Source organism: Halomonas sp. XH26 (assembly GCF_024138895.1).
Lineage (GTDB): Bacteria > Pseudomonadota > Gammaproteobacteria > Pseudomonadales > Halomonadaceae > Vreelandella > Vreelandella alkaliphila.
In genome coordinates this window covers 892,344-907,910 of the sequence record NZ_CP071889.1, presented here as the reverse complement: position 1 = coordinate 907,910, position 15,567 = coordinate 892,344, and the positions used below count along the sequence as shown (strand labels likewise).

Here is a 15,567-nt window from a genome sequence, read left to right as displayed (position 1 = left end):
CCTTACCAATAGTCGATAGCAGTAACAGAGGCGTCGCAAAGCTCACAGAGACTCAAGAAAGCGAATAAGTTCCGCGCGCTGGTCAGTCGGTAGATGTCGATAGGCTTTGGTGGCCGCCTCTGCTTCGCCACCATGCCAGAGAATCGCCTCTTCGAGCGTGCGGGCACGGCCATCGTGGAGAAAGCCAGCTCGAGGATTCACTGTGTGTGTCAGGCCAATACCCCACAACGGTGGGGTGCGCCATTCGCGCCCATCCGCTTGGAATTCACTACGATGATCGGCCAAGGCTTCGCCCATATCGTGGAGCAGTAGATCGCTATAAGGCCATATTTCTTGATTCGCCAACGCCGCTCGGGGGGCATCCGAGGCGGTACGATGGCGAGGGGTATGGCAGCTTGCGCAGCCCAGTGCGTTAAATGTCTCGGCACCCTGTATTACCTCAGGATCATCCATGTTGCGGCGCATCGGCACCGCCAGGCTAGAGGCATAGAAGGTGATGAAGTCTGCAATTTCATCGCTGACTTCAGGCGTTCCACCCTCAGGAAAGGCATCGCACCCCTGACTATCCATACAATCAGTTTGTGGCACTAAGCGAGAAGTTAGCCCCATATCGCCGGCGAAGGCGTGCATGCTCTGCTGCTCAATGCTGGGTTCACCCGCTTTCCAACCAAAGCGCCCCATCACCGTGGTGCCACTGCGCACATCCCAGACTTGGTTATAGCGCCCGGAAATGCCATCGCCATCAGCATCGTTGGGGTCGGCTGCAGCCATAAGGTCTGCTTCAGGAATCGCCTCCAGTAGGCCCAGACCAATCATTGGTGGCGCCAACCTCGGCGACGTCAGCAGCGTATTTGGTAACTCACCGTAGGCAGGTTCGGCAATTGAGTAAAGCGGCTCCTGCAAGGTAACGCTATGGCCGTCGGCAAAGCCCACTTCCCGCGGACGGTACTCAATGATCAGTTGGCCCTCCGGTTGCACGCCAGGAATCGCAGAGGTTTGTAGCTGCAAGCCGTAGTTGGGTACCGGAAGCGCGCCCCGTTGCTCCAGAATTTCCGGCTCTGCCTGATTGGAAGGCAGCGAAAGACGCAGAAACAATGCGATGGGGGTTTCATCTCCCATTGGTGGGTGGCCCCGCCCATCCTTGAGATGGCAGCCTTGACAACTATTGGTATTAAACAACGGGCCCAGGCCATCACGGGCCTCAGTGCTGGCAGGTGCGACCACCCAGGGGTTGCGGAAAAAGCTATTGCCGACGCTGAAATCAAGCCGCTTGGTCATCGACATATTACGTAGCGGTAATGAATAAGCGTTGTGATCAAATTGCTCCACTGCCCCATCGCCACCGCTCATCGGCGACGATTGAATGGCGGGAGATTCAGCCGCCTGTAAAGAGACCACAAACACAGAGGCCGCCAACAGTGCTAAGAAAAGGCAGCATTGAGCGAGTCGCCTGAAGGCAAAAAAGCGAGATAGGTGGCACATAAATATACCTTGAGACAAACGACAAAAGCCGTCCGACAGCCAAGCTGCCGGACGGCTCATAAAATCACATGAATGATTTAGAAGCGATGGCCTGCATCATCCGGCTGTAAAGAGGTAACTCCCAGCTCACCGGCGGCTTCTTCAAGGGATGCCGTTTGCGCCACCAGGGCGAAAATGGCGTCGTTGATCAACTTACTCCCTTGCTCGTTGCCGGGTGCAATCATCATATCAAACGCCATCGGCGAGCTTTCCGCTTCAGCCGCTTGCTTGATAGCATCGAGCTTGGCCATGGTTGCTTCAAGTTGGTCACTCAGGCTATCAGCAAGTGCTTCATTTTGCTGCGACAGCAAGTTTTCCAATGATGGGCCTTCTAGGATACTGCCATCCAATCGCTGATAGGTGCCCGTGTAAATATTCTGAATCCCCTGGCCGTTGTAGTAGTGAGAGTTGTGGGTATTATCGCTGAAGCAGTCATGCTCATCTTCAAAAGAGTTAGCTTCAAGCGCGACTTTTAAGCGCTCCCCCGCTAGCTCACCCAACGATAGCGACCCCATACCAAATAGCATACGGCGCAGGCCTTCCTGATCACTTTCAGCTAGCAGTTCCTGACGATAGTTGCCTTCAACTTCCGGCGACCACTGGGCAACCATCCACTCAAGATCACTGACCAGCAGGTCCGACACTGCATCCAAGTACGTCCGGCGACGATCGCAGTTACCATGGGTGCAGTCATCGCCAGTTTGGAAGTCACTCACCGGACGCTCACCACTGCCTGCTTCGAAGCCATTAAGATCCTGCCCCCAGAGCAGAAATTCGATGGCGTGGTAGCCGCTGGCGACGTTGGCTTCTGAGCCACCCACTTCGTTAAGGTCAGCTAAGAGCTCTGACGTAATATCACTGACATCCAGGACTTCTCCCCCTATCGTGATACGTTCGTTGGCAATGATATTAGCAGTGGCCCCTTCATTACCCAGCTCATGTTGATAGCCATCGCTTTCGACATAATCAATCATGCCCTCATCCAGAGGCCAGGCGTTCAGCTGCCCTTCCCAGTCATCCACCACAACATTGCCAAAACGAAATACTTCGCTTTGCTGATACGATACCCGTGCTTGCAGCCAGGCTTGCTTCGCTGCGTTAAGAGCCTCTGCTGTGGGGTTGGCCAGCAATTCGTCGATACGCTCGTTCAACACCTCGGCGGCATTGAGCGCATCGGCGTAATTAGCATGTGCCAAGTCGGCATAGTGATGGACCACAGCGTCGGCGCTAACAGCATCGTCAGCGGAAACGGCTAAAGGCATCAGCGCGCTAAGCGCAACGATACCTGCAAGAGGGCGACGGAGCATGATGACAGGCATTACAGTGTCCTTTAAGCGATGGCATTGAGAGTTTAGTGTCGTTTCCCTGCAGATTAATGTAAGTCATTTACTTATGATATTCAATCTCACTTACATAAAGATATGGCGCTTTTATTTGTTAAATACGCGTCTTTTGCATAACGTCATTACTTTCTTATCCTGGGAAGACGGCCATGTTGGATTACAAACTTCTCCATGCCCTGGCCACAGTGGTGGAGAGCGGCGGTTTTGAACGAGCAGGCGATATATTAGGGCTTTCTCAATCAGCCATTTCCCAACGTATAAAAGCACTGGAAGTACGCCTAGGCCAGCCAGTGCTAATGCGCCACCCTAAGCTTTCACCCACACCTGCTGGTCAGCGGCTACTCACCCATTACCAGCAAGTACAGCTGTTAGAACACGACCTACAGCAGACGCTACCTACGCTAGATAACGCAACGACCCGACTAAGAATCGCCATCAACGCTGACAGCGTGGTGACGTGGTGGGCAAACGCAGTGGCAGATATCTGTCAAACCGAGGGCGTATTGCTCGATTTAGTTATTGAGGATCAGGACGTTGGGCTTAACCGTCTGCGAGATGGCGATGTCGCAGCCTGTCTTTGTTCTACGCCAACACCCATCGCGGGCGCTCGCTGTATTAAAGTAGGCGAGATGCGTTATCTCCCACTAGCATCACCTGCCTACGTGCAACGCTACTTTCCTGAAGGCCTTTCTCCAGAAGCTTTTCAGCAAGCCCCGGTAATTGTGTTCGGCCCTCATGACCAGCTTCAGCATCAGTTTCTTGCTCAGTGCGGTTATCACGGCCATTTCCCCTACCACCTATGTCCTTCATCTGAAGGGTTTGTGCGTCTCGCCGCCGCAGGCATTGGCTACGGAATGGTTCCACAACTGCAGGCACTAGACCAATTGCAAAAAGGCCAACTAGTCAGCATCGCCCCTGGCCACTCACTGACAGTGCCACTCTATTGGCATTTTTGGCGCCATAGTGGACAACTAGTCCAGCAGCTAACTAAAAGTCTGAACTGTCTCATGCTTTAGACCCATTGTCGGCCACTCGCTTTGAAAAAGGTCTACACTTTGCCTAGGAGCAAAACGCGCCCAAGGCAGGCAAGGGAACCTAGGCACTAAGACCTAGAAGCGACAAAGCCCAACGCAAAAATAACCAAAATAGCGATATTTATGGATGCTTACTGTTGGTTAAAGCGCCTTCCGGCTGGCTTGTTAGTGCTTATTATTAGCTGGCATTCACAAGCAAGTGCTGCAGCTACCATCGTCGTCTCTCCCGAGCAGGCGCGTTACGACTTAAATGAAGCAAGCGGTTACTGGAATACCTTAGAATCGCTAAACCTACGCGATGTTTTAGCATTATCTCCTTCATTTAAACCGGTCCGTCACGCCTCTGATTTGCATTTCGGCTATACACAAAGCGATGTCTGGCTAAAAACACAAATTCGTAATGCATCGTCCCTCCCAGCTACCTGGATGGTTAAATTCGAATACCCATTTTTAGACCATGTCACTCTGTATACGCTGAGAGAACACGCTAGTGACGTTCAGCACAGCGGGATCGCCGTGCCAATTGACGAGCGATCAATCGCCCACCGACAGGCTGTTTTTCCGGTGATGCTGCTCGGCGGGGAAACCGTGACGCTTTATACCCAGGTAAAAGCCACGGGCAGTAAATTTCTGAGCTATAGCTTAATGACGCCAGAGGCTTTTTATACTCAGAATGACCAGCATAATTTCTGGCTGGCGACTTACTTCGGCATGCTGCTAACATTAAGCGTTTACAACCTGCTGCTATTTTTTGTGCTTAAAGAGCACGTATTTCTCTACTACGCTCTATTTGCCTTCGGGTTTACACTGGCAAGTTTGACGTTCAATGGTCTTGGCACGCTGATGTTTTGGAGCTTCCTAGGCGATAACACCGCGCGCCTGGTAGCGATTGGCTTTACGTTTGCTTCTGCGATGGGAGCCCTATTCACTCAAAGTTTTCTTAATACAGCCATCTACTGCCCACGCTGGCATCAAATCATTACGCTATTTCGCGGCTACTGCTATATAGCGCTGGTAGCAATGATATTTTTGCCAATTCAACCCGCCCTACGCTTAATGGATATAACAGGGTTTGCTGCCTCACTATTAATGCTCGTGTGCGGTATTTATTGCAGTTTGCGCCGCGTGCCTAGCGCCCGTATTTTTGTGCTCGCCTGGTCAATATTTCTACTAGGGGCTAGCGTATTCGCACTTCGAAATCTTAGTATTCTACCCGCCAACTTCCTAACCCTTCATGGGATACAAATCGGCTCAGCCATTGAGATGTTGCTGCTATCTTTCGCACTGGCCGCACGTTTTAATAAATTAAAATGGCAGAAGGAGCGCGCCCAGGCAGAAACCGTCGCAATGCTCAAAAAGCAGGAAGCTGTTCTAGAAGCAAAAGTAGCTGCTCGTACTCAGGCACTAGAGAAACTAGCCAACCACGATATGCTCACCGGCTTGCTTAACCGCAATGGGCTGACGCGCTGTGCAGAAGCGGCTCTTGAACATTGCAAACAAACGCATACATCTTTAGCGCTAGTCATGTGTGACCTTGACTGCTTCAAACCAATTAACGACCAGTATGGCCATGAGATAGGCGACTTCGTGCTTCAGCAAGTTGCCAAACGTCTCGTGCACGTCGCACGTGGGAGTGATCATTGCGCGCGCTTTGGCGGCGACGAGTTTATTCTCTTACTAGAGGGGATAACTGATCAGACTGCGTTAGAGGAGATGCGTAACCGTATCGAACAGACCGTTCGCTCACCTATCAAGCTACCTGATGGCACGTTAGTTAGCGTAGGCGTCAGCATCGGTATTTGTATTAGCCATGACGGTAACGATACGTTAGCCAGCCTGCTTCGTGAAGCGGATAGCCAGATGTATGCCGTCAAGTCACGCCAAACCACCCGTTACTATGGCTATGGTTCAGCGTGATCATGATGGATAGAAAACTATATCAGTCAAACAAGCTCATACGTTTCATAACGTTATCGCGCTTGATTCGCCAGTGAAATAGAGCACCCGCAATATGCAGCGTAATAAGCACAACTAACGCCCACCCTAAACGCTCATGCCAAACAAACAGCGTTTGCGAAAGCGCTTCGTTTTTGCCCAACAACCCCGGCAAATGCCATTGAAAAAACTCAACAGGAAAGCCGCCGGTAGCAGTGGCTGTCCAACCAATCAGTGGCATAACCACTAGTCCCGCATAAAGCAAGTGATGCACGCTAGTACTGATAATTCGCTCGAAGGCATTGAGCGGCGGCTCGTGGTCGGGCACAACAAAAGCTAGCCGCGTAATAATCCTCAGCGTCATTAGCAACAGTATCGTCACGCCTAAGGTTTTATGGCTAGTGTAGAGCACGTTGGTAAGCGCATTCCCCAGCAAATCAACGGCGCGTTCATACCCCAGGAAGCCAAGCGTCAGGCCACTTAACAATGACAGCAACACGGCGACTGCCACTAGCCAATGCAACACTCGGTGAGGATAAATATAGTGATCTAGCTCGTGCATTCAGAACTCCTGGCTCATTCGCGTCATGGTAATTAGCTTAGTTCAGTCAGGTTACGTTAGAAAAACTAATTATCGAGTTCCTCACTGAGCAGTATCACGATCAACCCCCATTTGGCCACCTTTGGACCAATTTTCCCGCGTTACTTCTTGAAAAAACACCTGCACGCTCACCGGGTCGGTACCATACACATCGCAGAACGCGTCAGTAATACGCTTTGCCAATTCTCGCTTTTGCGCAAGATCACGGGGGAATTGCTGGATACTGACTATAGGCATCTTAACTTCCTATCAAAGAACACGTTAAAGCAACACCTTATAACGCTTCACTAGGTGCCGCTAGCTGTTCGCGAATCAATTCCCCTAAACGCCGCGCAGGTTCAGAAGGACGGTGTGGAGCACGATGGAGCGCTAGCTCAATCATTGGCAAGGCCGGAAGACCACTGCTGTCATCCAGCGGGCGCAGCGATGGGGTTAACATACTACGCGTTACCACAACAACGGCTAACCCCGCTGTTACGATAGGAGCAAGACCCGCCATTGACTGGCTGGTATACGCAACGCGCCAATCACGCCCAGCCCCTTGTAACGCCTGCTCGGCAACCTCGCGAAAAACATCAGCGCCGGGTGAATAAAGCGCTAGCGGAATAGGGTCACTTAGCGAAGGCTGCTGATTTACCCCTACCGCCCATATCAGCGGCTCACGACGAATCACATCGCCTCCTGGCGAGTTTCGTTGGCGAGTCACCAGCGCTAAGTCCAACTCCACTGCTTTGACCTGTTCGACCAAGTGAGCACTGGTGCCACACTTTACGGTTAGCCCCACCGCAGGATACAGCTGGTGAAAGTACGCAAATACTGACGGCAATAGCGACGCATAGTCTTCAGGAATACCCAACGTTAAATCGCCCGTTATCTGGCGCGCCTGCATATCGCTCCACGCGTCGTCATTAAGTGCCAATAGGCGGCGCGCGTGAGCCAGTAAGCGATCTCCTTCTGGGGTGAAACGCAGCCGTCGCCCAGCTCGCTCATGCAAACTCACATCAAGCTGCGTCTCTAAACGCTGTAACTGCATGCTCACTGTTGACTGGGTATACGCTAGCCGCTTTGCCGCTGCCGTGACGCTCCCGGTATCGGCAATCGCGACCAGCGTACGCAACAGAGTTAAGTCAAACGTCGGCGCGCGCATACATCACCATTATTGATAATAATGATCATAAAAGATCGATATTGTGATGAGGTGTTTACTGAGTATGCTGCGCGTCTCAGGTTTAACGCAAGGAGAGATGCCATGCATCCCGTTCATTCCCCGGTTGTCATATCACCCAGGTACAGTGTATGCGCAGCACTTGTGGCGGTGATGTTATGGAGCATAGCGCCACTATTAGCAGAGTTGGCGCGGGATACCTCTCCGCTTCAGCTCACCGCACTTACGCTGCTGGCAGGTGCACTAGCGACACTGCCACTCAGCCGTCGCGTTAACGTCGCGGCTTGCCGTCTGCGCTGGCAAATTAGCGTATGGCTTGGTCTACCACTGTTGATCGTCGGTGCTGTTAGCAGTTACTACATTGGCATGCGTCTAGCACCTGCCGCAGAAGCCGCGTTGATCACTTACACCTGGCCAGTGCTGTTTGTGCTATTAAGCCAATGGAGCCGGTTTGGTCGTCTGCATATCGCAAGCGTAACAGGCGCGCTAATTGCTTTTTCGGGTGCCACTATTTTGTTACTGCCGCAAGCCTTAAGTGGCGGCTTTGGTGGGGCTGCTTCAGGATATGGGTTAGCGCTACTGGCGGCTTGTTGCTGGGCGCTCTACTCCTGGCTCGGGCAAGTAGCTCCTGTATCGCTGACGCCATTGCTCCCGCGGTTATTAATGGTCGCCTGCGCTGTTGCAACCTGCGCCAGCTTGATAGTGGAAGGAACCTTCATCATGCCGCAGGGCGAAGCTCTGTTGGCGGGCATCGCGCTGGGGCTTGGGCCGTACGGCATCGCCATGGTGGCCTGGGATAAAGCACTACGATTTGGCCAAGCCAGCCTAGTCGGCAGCCTTGCCTATGGTGTACCGATCCTAGCGGCACTGCTACTGGTACTGGCAGGCGTCAGCGTGTTCGACTGGCGGCTACCAACGGCCGCCTTGTTGGTCGTTATAGGCTGCTTAAAAGCGAGCCGCTGAAGCACTACTTACCTAAATAGCGAGGCTTTGCGATACCTTCCAGCGCATCAAGGGATAACGTCAAGACAGGTTGGCCGGCTGCATAAGGGGCAATTTCATAGACGTTATATTTAACTTCCCAGGCAGTTGCTAACGGGGCTATGTTGCGGCTCTCGCTGAGCGGCCAACTTAGGGCAAACTGCTCATCATGGCCCATCTCCTCTATCCAGCGCTGGTGGGCCTGATCGAGCAGTGCTTGAAAAGCGCCCTGCTGGTCTTCCAACAGCATATCGTCTGGATCAACCACACGCTGCTGACGCTCGTCTATCACCATAAACTCAGTCATTGGCAAACCATGCGCTTGCCCCGCGTGATAAACGTAGCTACTTAGTTCAAGTATCAATAAGTCGTTGTGCTGCCCATAAACCTTAGCTTCTAACATCGCCTCGCTAGTCATTGCTCCAGGTGAGGTGCGATTATCTTCCTCAGCTAGCTCAAAAAAGTTTTGTGCAAAGGCATCCCAGCTATCAGCTGGCAATGCATCCTCCTCAGTAATGCCCATTGCAAGCGTTAACAGCCGCTTTCGTAGCTGCTCCGTTAGCTCTGCAGACTGCGGAAACGCAAGCGCAGACACGGTAACGGTAGAGCACTGTTCAGCTTGACACTCAGGTGCTATGTACTCTTTTTCAACCGTTTTTGAAACAAGCGCAAGTGACTCTTCAGAAGCATTATCCGACGACTGACAACCACTTAATAACAATAAACCAATCACCGTTAAGCCGAATGAATAGCGCAGCATAAAACCTCCTTGTGAATAACGTAGCCACCTTCAAGCCACGTAAATAGTAATACAAAAGCAAACGCCCCTGCTGTCACCAGCAAGGGCGTAGTTAATCATACAACGTGCGCTAAATTACGCGTCAGGCTGCATTTCTGTTGGCTCTGCATTGACTTGCAGCTCAAACATACCACTGCCGCTAACAGCGAAACCACGTGCAATAACGGTGTAGGTGCCCGGCAAAAGCGCCTGCTCTAAACGCGAGTTAGTGCCACTACCGCCGTCATCATCACTGTAAGAGTCGCTTTCTCCATGAATCTCTAAATACGTATCAAAGTCACTTGAACGCATATTAAGCCTGACCAAAGAGCTTTCTTCTAAGGTGAGTTCATAGGTCAACGGCTCACCGCTATACCAGCCATTGAGCGTTTCATTGGGTGTTAACTCACCTTCATTACGCAGCTCTACACCATCCGGTAATTCACGCGGCTCTACTGACAGCGTAAACAAACCACTGTCGGAGCCATACGCCGTGCGTGCTGTTAACTGATAACTACCCGGCGCCAAGAAATCGGCAATACTGGCGTCCAGATTGCCAGCACTGTCGTCATCTTCGCGGAAATATCCATTAGGCCCCTCCAGCACAAGATATGAATCGATATCGCTTGAACGCATATCGATTTGATACATACCCGCTTCTTCGATCTCTAGCTGATAACTCAGCTCCTGACCACTCAACCAACCACTAAGCGTATCACTAGGCATAACGCTACCATCGTTGCGTAGCTCACCATCGCCCGGCAACTCACGCGGTTCAGCACTCAACGTGAAAAGGCCACTCCCTTCGCCGAAGGCAGACCGTGCGGTGACGGTATAATCACCAGGAGCAAGGAAATCTGAAATACGTGCATTTAAGTTGCCCGCACCATCATCATCTTCACGGTAGTAGCCGTTCGGGCCAGATAGCTCTAGATACGCATCAAACTCATCAGCGCGCATCTCGATTTGATACATGCCTGCTTCTTCGACGGTTAACGATACCTCCCGAGAGGTTCCATCTAACCAGCTATCCATCGGCTCGCCAATGGCCAGCGTGTCAGAGTCGCTCAGCTCAACCGTGCGGCTATTAAGGGTGAATGGGCCATAGCCACTTGCATCCGCCCCACTGACAATCACCAGATAGTCTCCAGTTTCTTCGACATGGTGACGAACTGTCTCAGCACTCTCTAACAGCTGTAGCTGATCGTCATAGAGCGCTACCAACCCCTGCAAGGCGCCGCTAAGAGAAAGTTCTACTAACGAACCTTCTTCAAGGCTGATCGCATAACGCAAATAGCGACTACCGTCATTACCGTTTAACTCACCTGCCGAGGTAATTTCGCCTCTAGCACGCTCGCCAAGCGTGACGCTATCAAGCCCTGCTAATGCCGAGGAAGCCTGCCCCTGTTCTGAGCTGGCAGACTCTTCAACGGGGGCCGGTGTCGTAAAGCTCGGCACGGCCTGAGCAGCTAAAAAACCAACAGCAACCCCGCCGACAGCAACCAAAATCAGCGTTAGAGAAGAAGACTTAGCCATAGGTGCATCCTTGTTTATTGGCAAACATTTAAAACCTAGCGAGCGTTAATTATATGATGCTTACCTGATTAAAGTGAGCCTTTATCTAAAATTTATAATAGACACGATACATTGCTTAGTTACATCGACCACACTTCTTTAACTTGCTGAATTACAAAGGCACTGAAGAAAGTTGCAAAAAATCTTAATTTAGAAGCCAATTGCATCGATCTTCTTAAAGCTTGCCGTATCAAAATAGCCACGTTACTATCGGCAGATATGTCGGTAACATACCGATACGTATAGAATCAGCACTATGCAAACTGAGGCACTCCAATGGGAGCATCTAAACGTTTTATCCGAACGAGTTGTGCAGCGGCATTACTCATTTTTTTTACAGCTAGTCATGCGTTTGCCATCGATATTGAAATTCGTGAAGGGGTTGCATCCTTCTACAGCGACCGTTTTCAAGGATCACCCACTGCCAGTGGTGAACCATTTGACCAACAAGCACTGACGGCAGCTCATCCAACGCTTCCTTTTGGTACCAAGGTGCTAGTTACCCGCCCAGATACCGGACAGGAGGTTGAAGTACTGATCAATGATCGCGGTCCCTTTGTTAAGGGACGTATTATTGATCTATCAAAACGGGCAGCTCGCCAACTCGGCATGATTCGACGTGGCGTCGCACCCGTCATGATCACCCTGGTCGATTAACGGATAGCACACCCGCAAGCGTGTGATACCCCTTAAAAAAACAGCGTTGAAGAAGATTCAGCTTAATTGAAAGCGGCTCACCAGGGCCGCTTTTTTATTGCACTACAAATTAATTCTTTGACGAACTTGAAAGCACGCTAATGGTCTCTATGCTGCAAGGAGATTTGTTTAAATCACACATGCAGGAGGCACCCATGCAATCTCGCTTTTTTACCTTAACTAATTACCCCACAGGCTTACCAAACCGCGAATTATTTTCACTGGAAAGCCAGGAACTCCCCGACCTTGACGAAGGTGAAGTCAGGGTTCGCAACCATTGGCTGTCCGTTGACCCATATATGCGTGGACGAATGACAGGAGTGCGCACCTATGTCGCCCCTTTTGAGCTGGGCAAGCCGATGGAAGGTGGCGCAATTGGCGAGGTCATTGCGTCTAACCACCCTACCATTAAGGAAGGCGATAAAGTCAGCCACATGGGCGGTTGGCGAGATATCGCTCAAGTGCCAGGCGACAGTGTTACTGCACTACCAGACAGCGACATACCAGAACAAGCTTATCTAGGTGTATTGGGCATGCCAGGCATGACGGCATGGACAGGCTTGAACCTTATTGCTGAGTGTAAGCCTAGCGACAATGTACTGGTAAGCGCTGCCAGTGGTGCTGTTGGTTCGCTTGCTGTACAGCTGGCGAAAGCCAAAGGTTGCCACGTGGTTGGCATTGCTGGGGCTGCCCACAAGCTTGCGTGGCTTGAGTCATTGGGCGTTGAGCCGGTTAGCTACCAAGGCCGTAGTGCACAGGAGCTCAGCGACGCTATTAAGCTTGCTAGCCCTAATGGCATTGACGTGTATTTTGAGAACGTTGGTGGTACCTGCTTAGAAGCAGCGCTAAGTCAACTCAATGACGGTGCACGCATTGCCGTATGTGGCATGATTGACAGCTATAACGCCGAAGCACCAACACCAGGGCCGAGCAACCTTTCCCAGCTGGTGGTACGCAAAGCTAAGATGCAGGGATTTATTGTCGCCGATCACTGGTCTAGCTATCGCTACTTCCTCAACGAAGTCTCTCCTCAGGTAGCGAAAGGCAATATAGCCTATAAAGAAACCGTCAAAGAGGGTCTTGAAAGCACACCGGATGCCTTTTTAGCGCTTTTTGAAGGGGGCAACACCGGCAAAATGCTGGTGAAGCTCACTGACTAAGCCATGCTTACGTCAAGTTAACCCCACATTGCCTACCTCACTATTTCCTACCCCAATAACAAGCCGCGCTACGGTAACAGGCGCGGCTTTTTGGTTTATAGCACTACTTAGCAAGCAAATGATTAGACCAAAAGTGAATTGATTATTAAAATTACCCATAATCAATGTGTGTTTTAACCCATCATCACTGCCAATGGGTTAGGGCACGTTGCAGATCTGTCGCTTTTCTAATTTTACCAAGCGGCTTCAATTCGTTGTTAATAGGGGTTTTCTCATGGATGGACACACGCGTGCCCACGGCAAATGGCCAGCGCTACTGCTTGGCCTGCTACTCGCGGTAGCTGGTGTTGCACTGACCATTGGCGGCGCTAAGCTGCTTAGTTTAGGTGGTAGCGCCTACTACTTAATCGCTGGGGTCAGTATTTTTGTTGTCGGTGTACTGCTGGCAATGCGCAAAGGCATAGCCTTATGGCTTTATGCAGCGGTACTTTTTGCAACGCTGCTATGGGCACTCTGGGAAGTTAGCTTAGACTGGTGGCAGCTGGTCCCCAGGGTTGCCATTGTCTGTTTAATTGGCATCATTTTACTGCTTCCCTGGTGGCGAAAACCGCTACACTCACGCGGCGGCAGCCTAGCGCTAGTGGCAAGCATTGTCGCAGCGATTATTGTGGCAATTGCTAGTCAATTCACCTATCCAGGTACTGTGGCAGGCACGATGGAGTCTGCCAATAATAAAGAGGTTAACCCAGCCCAGGCTGCAGGCGATGACTGGCCTGCCTACGGCGGCACTAATGCAGGGACGCACTACTCCTCGCTTAGTCAGATTACTCCTGAAAATATAGGCGAACTGGAAGAGGTGTGGCGTATTCAAACCGGTGATGAACCCGGCCCCAATGCACCGCCTGAAATCACCAACCAAAACACGCCGTTAAAGGTCAACGATAGCCTTTATATTTGCACATCGCACAGCCGTGCGATGGCACTGTCGCCCGAAACCGGCGAGACTCTGTGGGCGTTTGATCCCAACATTAGCACCATGGGCGCAGAGGACTTTTCCGGCTGGGCGCATATGACCTGCCGTGGCTTGGCGTATTACGATGCAGCTAACTATTTCAGCAGTTCTGAAGATTCCACCATCGATAAACCAACACTGTATGCCGATGGCAGCCAGTTTGAACTCGACCTATCCTTCTCGCTCACCTCTGAAGAAGACTCCACTTCTGAGTTGTTAAGCGCCACCGATGTCATGTGCCCACGCAGACTTTACCTACCCACCGCCGATGCCCGCCTGATTGCACTCAACGCCGATACCGGAGAGCGCTGTGAAAGTTTCGGTGAAAACGGTGAGATCGATCTGACGAACAATATTGGCGAGTTCAGACCAGGGGGCTATTACTCAACATCGCCCGCTACTGTTACTGAAGACTTGGTGATTTTGGGTGGCCACGTTACCGACAACAGCTCAACCGACGAACCTTCTGGCGTAATACGCGCTTTTGATGTGCACACTGGCGAGCTGGTGTGGAACTGGGACAGCGGTAATCCCGAAGACACCACACCATTAGAAGAGGGCGAGACTTACACACGTAACTCACCCAATGTGTGGGCGCCGATTAGCGTCGATGAAGAGCTTGGCCTCGTTTACCTGCCCATGGGTAACGCTACGCCGGACCAGTACGGCGCTAACCGCTCTGAAAATGATGAGACCTATAGCGCAGGGCTAGTAGCGCTTAATTTGGACGACGGCCAAGTGGCCTGGGTGTACCAGTTTGTGCACCACGACTTATGGGACATGGACACACCCGCACAACCCGTATTAATTGACTTGGCGACGACAGATGGCAGCCAGCCAGCTGTCATTCAGCCCACTAAACAAGGCAGCTTGTATGTATTAAACCGTGAGACTGGCGAGCCGATTGTGCCCATTGAAGAAGTGCCCGCTCCTCAAGGTGCTATTGAAGGCGACTGGACGGCAGAAACTCAACCTCGCTCAGCGCTGAATTTGCTGCCACCGCCGCTGACTGAGCGCGACATGTGGGGCGCATCACCCTTTGATCAGATGATGTGCCGCATCCAGTTCCGCTCGCTGCGTTATGAAGGCCAGTACACACCGCCTTCGCTGGAAGGCAGCATTATCTACCCCGGCAACGTTGGAGTGATGAACTGGGGGGGTGTTGCGGTAGACCCCGAACGCCAAGCACTGTTTACCGGCGCGAAGTACTTAGCGTTTGTTTCCAAGCTGATTCCACGTGATGAAGTTGAGGATGGCCAAGGATCCGCTAGCGAGCAAGGTTTGCAGCCCAACACAGGTGCCCCTTACGCAGTCAAACTCGGCCCGCTGCTATCAGTACTCGGCCTTCCCTGCCAAGCACCCTCTTGGGGGGATGTGGCAGGAATCGACCTACAAAGTAACGAGATTGTGTGGAAGCACCGCAATGGCACCACCCGCGACAGCATGCCCTTTGATCTGCCGATTGGTCTGAACGTCGGCGTTCCTGCGCTAGGTGGCCCGCTAACGACTGCGGGTGGCGTTTCATTCCTAAGCGGCACTCTGGATCAATACCTGCGCGGCTACGACATCACCACTGGCGAAGAGCTGTATAAAGCTCGCTTGCCTGCAGGTGGCCAAGCAACGCCGATGACCTACACCGGTGCAGATGGCCGTCAGTATGTAGTCGTTACCGCCGGTGGTCACGGCACCTTCGGCACCAAAATGGGTGACTACGTGATTGGTTACGCGTTACCGGAATAGCCATCACTCAGCGTAGTAATAAATGA

At 51.8% G+C, this 15,567-nt stretch carries 13 protein-coding genes; 6 read left to right on the top strand and 7 right to left on the bottom strand.

The window, feature by feature from the left end:
- Positions 1–42: 42 nt before the first annotated feature.
- Together J4377_RS04185 and J4377_RS04180 are read right to left on the bottom strand one after the other, a co-directional pair.
- Positions 43–1,482, bottom strand: coding sequence for a di-heme oxidoredictase family protein (locus J4377_RS04185; RefSeq protein WP_253486975.1), 1,440 nt, complete (start codon positions 1,480–1,482; stop codon positions 43–45).
- A gap of 77 nt (positions 1,483–1,559) precedes the next feature.
- Positions 1,560–2,840: an imelysin family protein gene (locus J4377_RS04180; protein WP_253486967.1), complete on the bottom strand. Its 1,281-nt coding sequence runs from the start codon at positions 2,838–2,840 to the stop codon at positions 1,560–1,562.
- Between the two features lie 173 nt (positions 2,841–3,013).
- On the opposite strand from J4377_RS04180, the gene J4377_RS04175 reads away from it, so the two are divergent.
- Both J4377_RS04175 and J4377_RS04170 read left to right on the top strand, forming a co-directional pair.
- Positions 3,014–3,880, top strand: a complete 867-nt coding sequence (locus J4377_RS04175) for a LysR family transcriptional regulator ArgP (protein ID WP_253486965.1) — start codon at positions 3,014–3,016, stop codon at positions 3,878–3,880.
- Positions 3,881–4,021: 141 nt separating this feature from the next.
- Positions 4,022–5,815 (top strand): diguanylate cyclase, encoded by a 1,794-nt coding sequence (locus J4377_RS04170; RefSeq protein WP_253486963.1) that lies wholly within the window; start codon positions 4,022–4,024, stop codon positions 5,813–5,815.
- A gap of 22 nt (positions 5,816–5,837) precedes the next feature.
- Here the strand turns inward: J4377_RS04170 and J4377_RS04165 are convergent, their stop codons facing one another.
- The 3 genes from J4377_RS04165 to J4377_RS04155 form a co-directional block, all read right to left on the bottom strand.
- Positions 5,838–6,395, bottom strand: coding sequence for a cytochrome b (locus J4377_RS04165; RefSeq protein WP_253486961.1), 558 nt, complete (start codon positions 6,393–6,395; stop codon positions 5,838–5,840).
- A gap of 81 nt (positions 6,396–6,476) precedes the next feature.
- Entirely contained in the window at positions 6,477–6,671 is a 195-nt protein-coding gene (locus J4377_RS04160) for a 4-oxalocrotonate tautomerase family protein (protein WP_253486959.1), read from the bottom strand.
- Between the two features lie 37 nt (positions 6,672–6,708).
- Complete coding sequence (locus J4377_RS04155) at positions 6,709–7,581, bottom strand: LysR substrate-binding domain-containing protein (protein WP_253486958.1); 873 nt, start codon at positions 7,579–7,581, stop codon at positions 6,709–6,711.
- A 102-nt stretch (positions 7,582–7,683) separates the two neighbouring features.
- On the opposite strand from J4377_RS04155, the gene J4377_RS04150 reads away from it, so the two are divergent.
- A complete protein-coding gene (locus J4377_RS04150) occupies positions 7,684–8,562 on the top strand; it encodes a DMT family transporter (RefSeq protein WP_198348548.1) in 879 nt (292 codons plus the stop codon).
- Between the two features lie 4 nt (positions 8,563–8,566).
- Here J4377_RS04150 and J4377_RS04145 read toward each other — a convergent pair whose 3' ends face one another.
- A complete protein-coding gene (locus tag J4377_RS04145; protein ID WP_038481904.1) occupies positions 8,567–9,340 on the bottom strand; it encodes a DUF3298 domain-containing protein in 774 nt (257 codons plus the stop codon).
- A gap of 114 nt (positions 9,341–9,454) precedes the next feature.
- Positions 9,455–10,894 carry a hypothetical protein gene (locus J4377_RS04140; protein ID WP_038481901.1) on the bottom strand — a complete coding sequence of 480 codons (1,440 nt, stop codon included), beginning with the start codon at positions 10,892–10,894 and terminating at the stop codon, positions 9,455–9,457.
- A 315-nt stretch (positions 10,895–11,209) separates the two neighbouring features.
- Between J4377_RS04140 and J4377_RS04135 the strand changes: the two genes are divergently transcribed.
- The 3 genes from J4377_RS04135 (at position 11,210) to J4377_RS04125 (ending at position 15,541) form a co-directional block, all read left to right on the top strand.
- A complete protein-coding gene (locus J4377_RS04135; protein ID WP_009722293.1) occupies positions 11,210–11,590 on the top strand; it encodes a septal ring lytic transglycosylase RlpA family protein in 381 nt (126 codons plus the stop codon).
- A 194-nt stretch (positions 11,591–11,784) separates the two neighbouring features.
- Positions 11,785–12,789: an NADP-dependent oxidoreductase gene (locus J4377_RS04130; RefSeq protein WP_253486956.1), complete on the top strand. Its 1,005-nt coding sequence runs from the start codon at positions 11,785–11,787 to the stop codon at positions 12,787–12,789.
- A 274-nt stretch (positions 12,790–13,063) separates the two neighbouring features.
- On the top strand, positions 13,064–15,541 hold the full coding sequence (locus J4377_RS04125) for a glucose/quinate/shikimate family membrane-bound PQQ-dependent dehydrogenase (protein WP_253486955.1): 2,478 nt from the start codon (positions 13,064–13,066) through the stop codon (positions 15,539–15,541).
- Positions 15,542–15,567 lie beyond the last annotated feature (26 nt).

Excerpts from the sequence above, each read along its gene's own strand:
- J4377_RS04185 (WP_253486975.1), bottom strand. The coding sequence starts at position 1,482 with ATGTGCCACCTATCTCGCTTTTTTGCCTTCAGGCGACTCGCTCAATGC.
- J4377_RS04180 (WP_253486967.1), bottom strand. The coding sequence starts at position 2,840 with ATGCCTGTCATCATGCTCCGTCGCCCTCTTGCAGGTATCGTTGCGCTT.
- J4377_RS04175 (WP_253486965.1), top strand. The coding sequence starts at position 3,014 with ATGTTGGATTACAAACTTCTCCATGCCCTGGCCACAGTGGTGGAGAGC.
- J4377_RS04170 (WP_253486963.1), top strand. The coding sequence starts at position 4,022 with ATGGATGCTTACTGTTGGTTAAAGCGCCTTCCGGCTGGCTTGTTAGTG.
- J4377_RS04165 (WP_253486961.1), bottom strand. The coding sequence starts at position 6,395 with ATGCACGAGCTAGATCACTATATTTATCCTCACCGAGTGTTGCATTGG.
- J4377_RS04160 (WP_253486959.1), bottom strand. The coding sequence starts at position 6,671 with ATGCCTATAGTCAGTATCCAGCAATTCCCCCGTGATCTTGCGCAAAAG.
- J4377_RS04155 (WP_253486958.1), bottom strand. The coding sequence starts at position 7,581 with ATGCGCGCGCCGACGTTTGACTTAACTCTGTTGCGTACGCTGGTCGCG.
- J4377_RS04150 (WP_198348548.1), top strand. The coding sequence starts at position 7,684 with ATGCATCCCGTTCATTCCCCGGTTGTCATATCACCCAGGTACAGTGTA.
- J4377_RS04145 (WP_038481904.1), bottom strand. The coding sequence starts at position 9,340 with ATGCTGCGCTATTCATTCGGCTTAACGGTGATTGGTTTATTGTTATTA.
- J4377_RS04140 (WP_038481901.1), bottom strand. The coding sequence starts at position 10,894 with ATGGCTAAGTCTTCTTCTCTAACGCTGATTTTGGTTGCTGTCGGCGGG.
- J4377_RS04135 (WP_009722293.1), top strand. The coding sequence starts at position 11,210 with ATGGGAGCATCTAAACGTTTTATCCGAACGAGTTGTGCAGCGGCATTA.
- J4377_RS04130 (WP_253486956.1), top strand. The coding sequence starts at position 11,785 with ATGCAATCTCGCTTTTTTACCTTAACTAATTACCCCACAGGCTTACCA.
- J4377_RS04125 (WP_253486955.1), top strand. The coding sequence starts at position 13,064 with ATGGATGGACACACGCGTGCCCACGGCAAATGGCCAGCGCTACTGCTT.